This window comes from Rhizorhapis suberifaciens (assembly GCF_014200045.1).
Lineage (GTDB): Bacteria > Pseudomonadota > Alphaproteobacteria > Sphingomonadales > Sphingomonadaceae > Rhizorhapis > Rhizorhapis suberifaciens.
In genome coordinates, this window is the sequence record NZ_JACHOV010000017.1 from 21,873 (window position 1) to 29,881 (window position 8,009).

Genomic DNA, 8,009 nt, shown 5'->3' on the forward strand with positions numbered 1-8,009 from the left:
TTGATCAATTTTCCGGGTTGCGGAAGCCCAGATAGAAGGCGCGCTGTCGTACAGATGACTAAATAAAGAAAGTATTTCATGCACAAAGCCTCCTCATTCCGTTCCGTCCTGATCGCCGGGACTATTCTTTCGTTTGCTGGCAATGGAGCATATGCGCAGGACGCATCGGCCAAATCAGGCTCGGCGCCGGTCGTCATCTCCGACGCCAAGCCTGCCATGTCGAACAGCCAGTGGTGGCCCGATCGTCTCGATCTCTCGCCGCTGCGCCTGAACAGCGCCTCATCCAATCCCTATGGCCCGAGCTACAACTATGCTGCGGAATTCGCCACGCTCGATCTCGACGCGGTCAAGGCGGACATCCGCAAGGTTTTGAAAACGTCCCAGCCCTGGTGGCCCGCCGACTATGGTAATTACGGGCCATTCTTCGTTCGCATGGCGTGGCATAGTGCCGGCACCTATCGCGTTGTCGACGGTCGCGGTGGCGGTTCGGGCGGCGAACAGCGCTTCGAGCCGCTCAACTCCTGGCCGGACAATGCCAGCCTCGACAAGGCGCGGCGCCTGGTCTGGCCGATCAAGCAGAAATACGGCCGCAAAATCTCCTGGGGTGACCTCATGGTGCTGACCGGCACGGTCGCGCTCGAGGACATGGGCTTCAAGACAATCGGTTTCGCCGCAGGGCGTCCGGACAGCTGGGAGCCCGATATCGTCTTCTGGGGGCCGGAGAAGAAGTGGCTCGATGATCAGCGGCGCGATGGCAAAGGCGATCTGGAAGGCCCGCTCGCCGCCACCCAAATGGGTCTCATCTACGTCAACCCGGAGGGGCCTAATGGCAACTCCGATCCGCTCGGCGCCGCCGCGGACATCCGCCGGGCCTTCAGCCGCATGGCGATGACCGATGAGGAAACGGTGGCCTTGATCGCGGGCGGACATACGTTCGGCAAGGCGCATGGAGCGCACAAGGCCGACGCCTGCGTCGGCGCCGATCCGACTGCAGCGCCGATCGAGCAGCAGGGTCTGGGCTGGGCAAACAAGTGCGGCAAGGGCAATGCGGAAGACACGGTTACAAGCGGCCTGGAGGGTGCCTGGTCGGCCGATCCCACCCATTTCACGACCCAATATCTCGACAATCTCTACGGCTTCGAATGGGTAAAGGCGAAGAGCCCGGCCGGCGCAGTGCAATGGGTTCCGAGCGATCCGAACGCAGCGCAGCTCGTGCCAGACGCGCACCTGCCCAATGTCCGTCACGCCCCGATCATGTTTACCACCGATATCGCGCTGAAGGAGGATCCCGGCTTCCGGGCGGTGACGATGCGGTGGCGGGAACATCCAGAGCTCTTCGCGCAGGCCTTTGCCCGTGCTTGGTTCAAGCTCACGCACCGCGATATGGGGCCATCGGCCCGCTATCTGGGCCCCGACGTGCCAAAGGAGACCTTCGCCTGGCAAGACCCGCTGCCCAGGGCTGATTATACTCCGATCGAGGCTTCGGATGTCGCCGCGCTTAAGGCAAAGATCCTGGCGACCGGCGTCGCGCCACGCGAACTGGTGAAGACCGCATGGGCCTCGGCCGCGACATTCCGCGGTACGGACATGCGCGGCGGACCGAACGGCGCCCGTCTGCGGCTCGATCCCGCCAAAAACTGGGCGATCAACGATCCAGCGGAACTGGCACGCGTCCTCAGCAAACTCGAGGCCGTACGCAAGGCATTCAACGCCTCGGCCAAAGGGGGCAAGCAGGTGTCGCTGGCCGATCTGATCGTTCTGGGCGGCAACATCGCGATCGAGCAAGCCGCGAGCAAGGCGGGCTACCCGGTCAGCGTGTCGTTCACGCCGGGCCGCGTTGACGCCACGCAGGAGCAGACCGACGCCAAGTCATACGATTATCTGCGACCGCGGGCTGACGGCTTCCGCAACTATTACGGGGCCGATAGCGGCCGTTCGCCCGCCGAAATGCTCGTCGACAAGGCCAATCAGCTGGAGCTGTCGGTGCCCCAGATGACAGTGTTGGTCGGCGGCATGCGGGCACTCGACGCCAATTCCGGCCATTCGTCCAATGGCGTCTTCACCGCCCGGCCCGGCACCCTTTCCAACGACTTCTTCGTGAACCTGCTGGACATGGGTACCGTCTGGCAAAAGTCGGACAAGACACCCGGCCTCTATGAGGGTCATGACCGGGCGACAGGCAAGCTCAAATGGACCGCTACCCCGGTGGATCTAATTTTCGGCTCTAATTCGGAATTGCGCGCCGTCGCCGAGGCCTATGCCTCGGATGACGCCCGCGAGATGTTCGTCACCGATTTCGTAACGGCGTGGGGGAAAGTGATGAGCCTCGACCGCTTCTAAAATCCGCGACTGACAGGGGCCCGGGACGACTGCTTCATGCGGTTCTCCCGGGCTCCAACCCCCATAGAAGCGACGCAATCTGATGATTAAAATAGCTCTAGCCTTGATGCCCCCGGCAGCGGCGCTTGCCTTCCTCGTGTCCGCGGAATCAGGCTCCGCCCGGAACGTGCCCGCGCGGCCGCCGGCATTTGCCATATGTGCGGCCTGTCATACCGTGGAGCCTGGACAGACATCTTTCGGGCCCAATCTGCGCGGGCTCGGCGGGCGAAGGGCGGCAAGCCTTCCCGGCTATGCCTATAGTCCAGCGCTCAAAGCCTCGGGACTTACCTGGGACCGCGCGACGCTGGATGCGTGGCTCACCTCGCCGCAGAAGAAGGTCCCAGGAACCAAAATGCCTTTCGCGGGCCTTCCGGACCCCGAAAAGCGCAAGCAGATCATCGATTATCTAATGTCGCTCAAGTGAGCTCGACTTAACCGAGGATTTCGGCCAGCGATACTCGCCGGTGGGTTGATGTGCCCCCAGCCTAGTCACCTGAATCCGAAATTCGGTTCATTGCTTTTTGCAGAAGCGTTTAGGCGGCTTATCCTATCCATCCGTTTTGACACACCTATAAACGCGGAATAGCGTGTCATGACGGGAGAAATCGGGAATTCAAGGGTAGAGTGCCACGACGGATTCGGGACGCCCGATTCTTTGTACCTGCCTCCGTACCTGGCCGGTTCAAATTGCGGCCTCAAAGGAGATTACAATGAACCAGATGCCTGGTTTTGGCACGGGAGGATCGTCTGTCATCGGCCAGCGCCGGCATATAATAGATATGGCGAAGGAGGTAGAGAGACGCGGCTTCGCATTGATTTCCTGTCCAAGCGCGGGCGATTGCGTGGCGATGTCGCAGTCCATTCTCGAAGCCACGCGCTCCATCAAGGTAATGGCAGCGGTGCAGCCCATCTATCACCGCGTCCCGGTCTCGCTGGCGGAAACGGGTGCGCATCTGCACGAGCTAAGCGAAGGACGATTCCTGTTGGGAATAGGAGTCAGCCACGGCCGGTCCCATCAGGTCTACCATGTCCAGCCGGGACAGCCTCTAGAGGACAGCCGCGCCTATGTGGCCGAAATGCGCGCCGCGGTCGATTGGACAGGACCCCAGGCGCCGATCATCATGGCCGCTCTCAGAGACAAGATGTTCAATCTTGCCGTGGAAATCGCAGATGGGGTGTTCATGTCCAGAGCTTGCAGGGCCTATCTTGCAAAGCAGCTTGCTTGCGTACCCGCCGAGCGTCGGAATGCCGGATTTTTTATCGGCAATGCCGTTCCGACCGTAATCGACGATGATCCGCAAATTGCGCTGAATGTCATGCGGCAGAGCCAGGCCTTTTATGTCGGACTGGCCAATTACCGCAATTATTGGCGGTCAGCCGGGTATGTCGAAGAGATGGATGCTGTCGAAGCGGCTTTGGCTAGGGGTGAGGATGATCGCATTCCCGCATTGTTAAGCGAGGAATGGCTGAGAAATATCACGCTTTTCGGCACTCCCTCAACCGTGCGAGAGGGCATCGAGGCATATTTTGACATCGGCGTCTTCCCGGTCATCAGTCCGGTTTTGAGGGAAGAGAGCCCATGGGCGCATTATGAAGCTGTTTTCGCGCTTTATGATTAGATGAAGCTCATCATAGCTTTGAACGAGGGCTTCAGAGCCTTGCCAACACCCATCATCGTCGCGCCGGGATCATCGCACTGCGCCAGCGCCGCCGCCCGCCGCGTCATCTGCCCTCCCGCACAAGGGGAGCGTGAATCACGCACGCGCCAAACCTCAAGCCTGTGATCATTCCGCTGCTTGCAGCTGCCGCCCCATCGCGCGCCCGTATAAGGTCGTACGTTGCATGGCATGGCGCCCTGCTTGCTGCGCGAACTCCGCCATCTGCGCCGGATCGCACAATTGCCCGTTGAGGCCGCCAGCCGCCCGAGTAATGGATTCGTCCATCAGCGTCCCGCCAAGGTCGTTCACGCCCGCGTGCAAAGCGGTCGCGATCCCCGTCGCGCCCAGCTTGACCCAACTCGCCTGAATGTTGGGAATGACAGGATGGAGCACGAGGCGCGCGACGGCGTGCATCAATATCGTTTCACGAAAACTCGGCCCTGAGCGCGCCAAGCCCTTCCGCCAGATCGGCGCTTCCATGTGCACGAAGGGAAGCGGCACGAATTCGGTAAATCCGCCAGTTTCAACCTGGAGATCGCGAACGCGGAGCAAGTGGCGAGCCCAATGCTCATACCCTTCAACATGCCCGAACATGATCGTCGCGGTCGAGCGGAGCCCGACGCTGTGAGCGGTGCGCATGACGTCCAGCCATTCATCCGTATTCAGCTTGTCCGGGCAGATGATCGCTCGAATGTCATCGTCCAATATTTCCGCAGCCGTGCCTGGAAGCGTCGATAACCCGGCCTCACGAAGGCGCGTCAGATAATGTTTGAGGCTGAGACCCAGCGTGGTTGCGCCGTGCGTGACCTCCAGCGGTGAAAAGGCATGGATATGAATGTCCGGCGCGGCCTCGCGAACCGCCTTCAATACCGAAAGATAGGTATTGCCGTCATAGTCGGGATGGATCCCGCCCTGAAGGCATACTTCGGTGGCGCCCCTGTCCCACGCTTCGGCTGCGCGGCGGCCGACCTCTTGCAGATCGAGCCGGTAGGCAGGTCCGCGCATCGCCTTCGTGCTACCCTTCGAGAAGGCGCAGAAGCCGCATTTGTAAAGGCAGATATTGGTGTAGTTGATGTTGCGGTTAATGACATAGGTCACCGCATCGCCTGCCACCTCGCGGCGCAGCGCGTCGGCAGCCTCCGTGAGCAGTCGTACGTCGGAACCTTCCGCCTGAAACAGCCGGACGATCTCGTCCTCGTCCAGCCGATCCCCGGAACGCGCCGCAGAGATGATCGCTTCGATGTCGTTTGATCTGGCAGTCCTGCCGCTGCTCCTCAAAACAGGCGCAACGTCCCCCGCGCCCGCATGCCACTGATCGGTGACAGGCAGGCCGCGCGCATCGATCGACTGGCGGATTGTCCTTCCGATCACTGGATCGGTCCAGCTATCGGCTTTCAGCGCATATGCGGGGCCGATCGCCAGCCGCTCGCGCAAAACGCGTCCCGCATCCGACGTTGCCTGCTCAAGAAGCGGAAGGTGCGGCCAAGGCGCCTCGGGATTTACATGATCGGGCGTTACCGGCGACACGCCACCCCAGTCGTTCACGCCAGCCCGTAGCAGAGCGGCGAGCTCTTCTGGAGCATGAAGATTGGGCGGCGCCTGGATGACCATTTGCGGGCCGAGGATCAATCTGGCGACGGCAATGGTCCAGAGATGCTCGTCCAGCGAAGGCTCGGGATGATCGATCATCCGCGTGCCCGGCTTGGCCCGAAAATTCTGTATGATGACTTCCTGGATATGGCCGTGACGTCGGTGCATATCCCGAATGGCGATCAGCGCCTCTATTCGCTCCGCGCGAGTCTCGCCGATGCCGATCAGCAGGCCTGTCGTAAACGGCACGCCTGCACGGCCGGCCGCCTCCATCGAGGCGAGCCTGCGCGCCGGCCATTTGTCGGGCGAACCATAATGCGGGCCGTCCTTTTCCGACAGGCGCTCCGAAACCGTTTCGAGCATCAGTCCCATCGACGCCGACACCGGTCGCAGCGCGGCATAGTCGGCGTCGTCCATCAGACCAGGATTGAGGTGCGGCAGCAATCCTGTCTCGTCGAGAACGGCGCGCGCCATCTCTTCCAGATAGGACAAGGTGGTGGAATGACCGAGCAAGCCAAGCGCTTTTCTGGCGGCAGAATAGCGGGCCTCGGGCTGGTCGCCGAGCGTGAACAGCGCCTCGCGACACCCCGCCGCCGCACCAGCCCTTGCGATTGCCAGCACATCCTCACGCGACAGATAGGCCGCTCCGGCCTTGGACGGTGGTGAGGCGAACGTGCAATAGTGGCAGACGTCGCGGCACAGCTTCGTCAACGGGATGAAGACCTTGCGAGAATAGGTGACCAGAGGACCGAAGGACCCGAGTGTCATGCGTTCTGACCGGGAGATCAAATCCTCAAGGGGTTGATCAGCCAGCGTGCGGACCTCCTCGTCCAAAAGATCACTATATTGGCTCAGCATCGCACTGTCCTCTCCGACTGTCCGGGCAATCAGCCCGCAACTAATGATTTAGCGATTATTGCTCTGAATTTTCGTGGGTTGGACGCCATGTCCAAGCGCCAATCGATCTGCAACAGGACATCCTCGTCTTTGTAAGTTTACCTGTGATTGCGGTCATTCATCTTGATCGCGTGGCCCCGTTGCTTCACGTAATTTGAAAGCCCATTCGGTAAGCTCGGCCATGGATGGACTAAGGGCTTTACCCATCTCGGTCAGCGAATATTCAACCCTTGGTGGCACTTGAGGGTAGACCGTACGGGCGACGATGCCATCCTTTTCCAGCTGCTTGAGCTGCTGGATCAGCATCTTCTGATTCACGCCTTCGATCCGCCGCTCAAGCTCTGAGAACCGAACAGGCGCTTTGGCGCCGAACAGCTGGCAAATGATAACGATCTTCCACTTGCCCTCCAGCAGCCTCAGCGCATCCTTTGTTGCGGCGGCCCAGATGAGTTGCCGCTTGGGGTCATCGCAAACCCAGTCCCGTCCCATTCATACTTACCTTTTTGACAGCTTCACACTTTCTAGTAGGCTATTGCCGATGACAGTACTTAGGCCTAAACCTCGGTGTAAAGCAACAGCGTTGGGCGAGGGCAAGGAATGAAGATTGGCATCATTGGTATCGGCAGCATCGGCGGCCTCCTTGCGCGGGGGCTTGCCGCGGCAGGACACCGGGTGAGCGTCGCAAACTCCAGGGGCGCCCAGGATGTGCAGTCCTTCGCAGACGAGATTGGCGCGACCGCGGCCGATGCGAAGGGCGCCGTCGCCGGAGCCGACTTGGTCATCCTGTCGATCCCCCTTCCCGCTCTTGCCAAGCTGCCCAAAGACCTATTCGACACTGTTCCGCAGGACGTGCCGGTCGTCGACACCAGCAACTATTATCCGGTCATGCGCGATCCGCAGATTGCCGAGCTCGATGCAGGCGAGGTCGAGAGCCTCTGCGTCTCCAGACAGATCGGACGGCCCGTGATCAAGGCCTTCAACAACATTCTGGCCTATTCCCTGGCGGAATTTGGCCAGCCTGAAAATTCGCCGGGGCGGCTAGCCATCGCTGTGGCGGGCGATGATGCGCGACATAAAGAGATCGTTTACGGCATTGTCAACGAAATGGGCTTTGATCCCGTCGACGCCGGCACGTTGGCCGAATCGTGGCGCCAGCAGCCCTCGACCCCGGCCTATTGCTGCGACTACGACGCCGAAACCATGCGAAAGGCTCTCGCCATGGCCGTCGGGGGCGAAGCGCCGAAAAAACGCGACAAGCTCGTGACGATGTATGCAGGCCTTGGCCCCAGCCCCACCCACGCCCAGTTTATCGAACTCAACCGCTCCGCAAACCCAATCAGCTGAGTGATTGGCTGCATTCAAGATGCAGCGACACATGAAACGAAGTCTTAGGAGGATCGAAAAGTGCGTTTTAGCCTATCAGAGACAATGGGGAACTATGAGCATTGGCTGGAGATGGGTGTTGCGGCCGAGGAAGCCGGCTTC

Annotated in this window: 6 protein-coding genes; 4 read left to right on the forward strand and 2 right to left on the reverse strand. The window is 60.5% G+C overall.

All coding sequences use genetic code 11. The annotated features are described in order from the left end of the window. The first annotated feature begins 78 nt into the window (after positions 1–78). The 3 genes from katG to HNQ99_RS15555 all read left to right on the forward strand — a co-directional run bounded on the left by katG (position 79) and on the right by HNQ99_RS15555 (position 3,998). Positions 79–2,340 carry a catalase/peroxidase HPI gene (katG, locus tag HNQ99_RS15545; protein WP_184477318.1) on the forward strand — a complete coding sequence of 754 codons (2,262 nt, stop codon included), beginning with the start codon at positions 79–81 and terminating at the stop codon, positions 2,338–2,340. An 82-nt stretch (positions 2,341–2,422) separates the two neighbouring features. Continuing rightward, positions 2,423–2,803, forward strand: a complete 381-nt coding sequence (locus HNQ99_RS15550) for a c-type cytochrome (protein ID WP_184477320.1) — start codon at positions 2,423–2,425, stop codon at positions 2,801–2,803. Positions 2,804–3,089: 286 nt separating this feature from the next. Next, positions 3,090–3,998 carry an LLM class flavin-dependent oxidoreductase gene (locus HNQ99_RS15555; RefSeq protein ID WP_184477322.1) on the forward strand — a complete coding sequence of 303 codons (909 nt, stop codon included), beginning with the start codon at positions 3,090–3,092 and terminating at the stop codon, positions 3,996–3,998. 165 nt (positions 3,999–4,163) lie between these two features. Here HNQ99_RS15555 and cofH read toward each other — a convergent pair whose 3' ends face one another. Beyond that, positions 4,164–6,485, reverse strand: a complete 2,322-nt coding sequence (gene cofH / locus HNQ99_RS15560; protein WP_184477324.1) for a 5-amino-6-(D-ribitylamino)uracil--L-tyrosine 4-hydroxyphenyl transferase CofH — start codon at positions 6,483–6,485, stop codon at positions 4,164–4,166. A 153-nt stretch (positions 6,486–6,638) separates the two neighbouring features. Next, on the reverse strand, positions 6,639–7,013 hold the full coding sequence (locus HNQ99_RS15565; protein WP_184477326.1) for a winged helix-turn-helix transcriptional regulator: 375 nt from the start codon (positions 7,011–7,013) through the stop codon (positions 6,639–6,641). 108 nt (positions 7,014–7,121) lie between these two features. Between HNQ99_RS15565 and HNQ99_RS15570 the strand changes: the two genes are divergently transcribed. Beyond that, positions 7,122–7,868, forward strand: a complete 747-nt coding sequence (locus tag HNQ99_RS15570) for an NADPH-dependent F420 reductase (protein WP_184477328.1) — start codon at positions 7,122–7,124, stop codon at positions 7,866–7,868. The last annotated feature ends 141 nt before the right edge of the window (positions 7,869–8,009 follow it).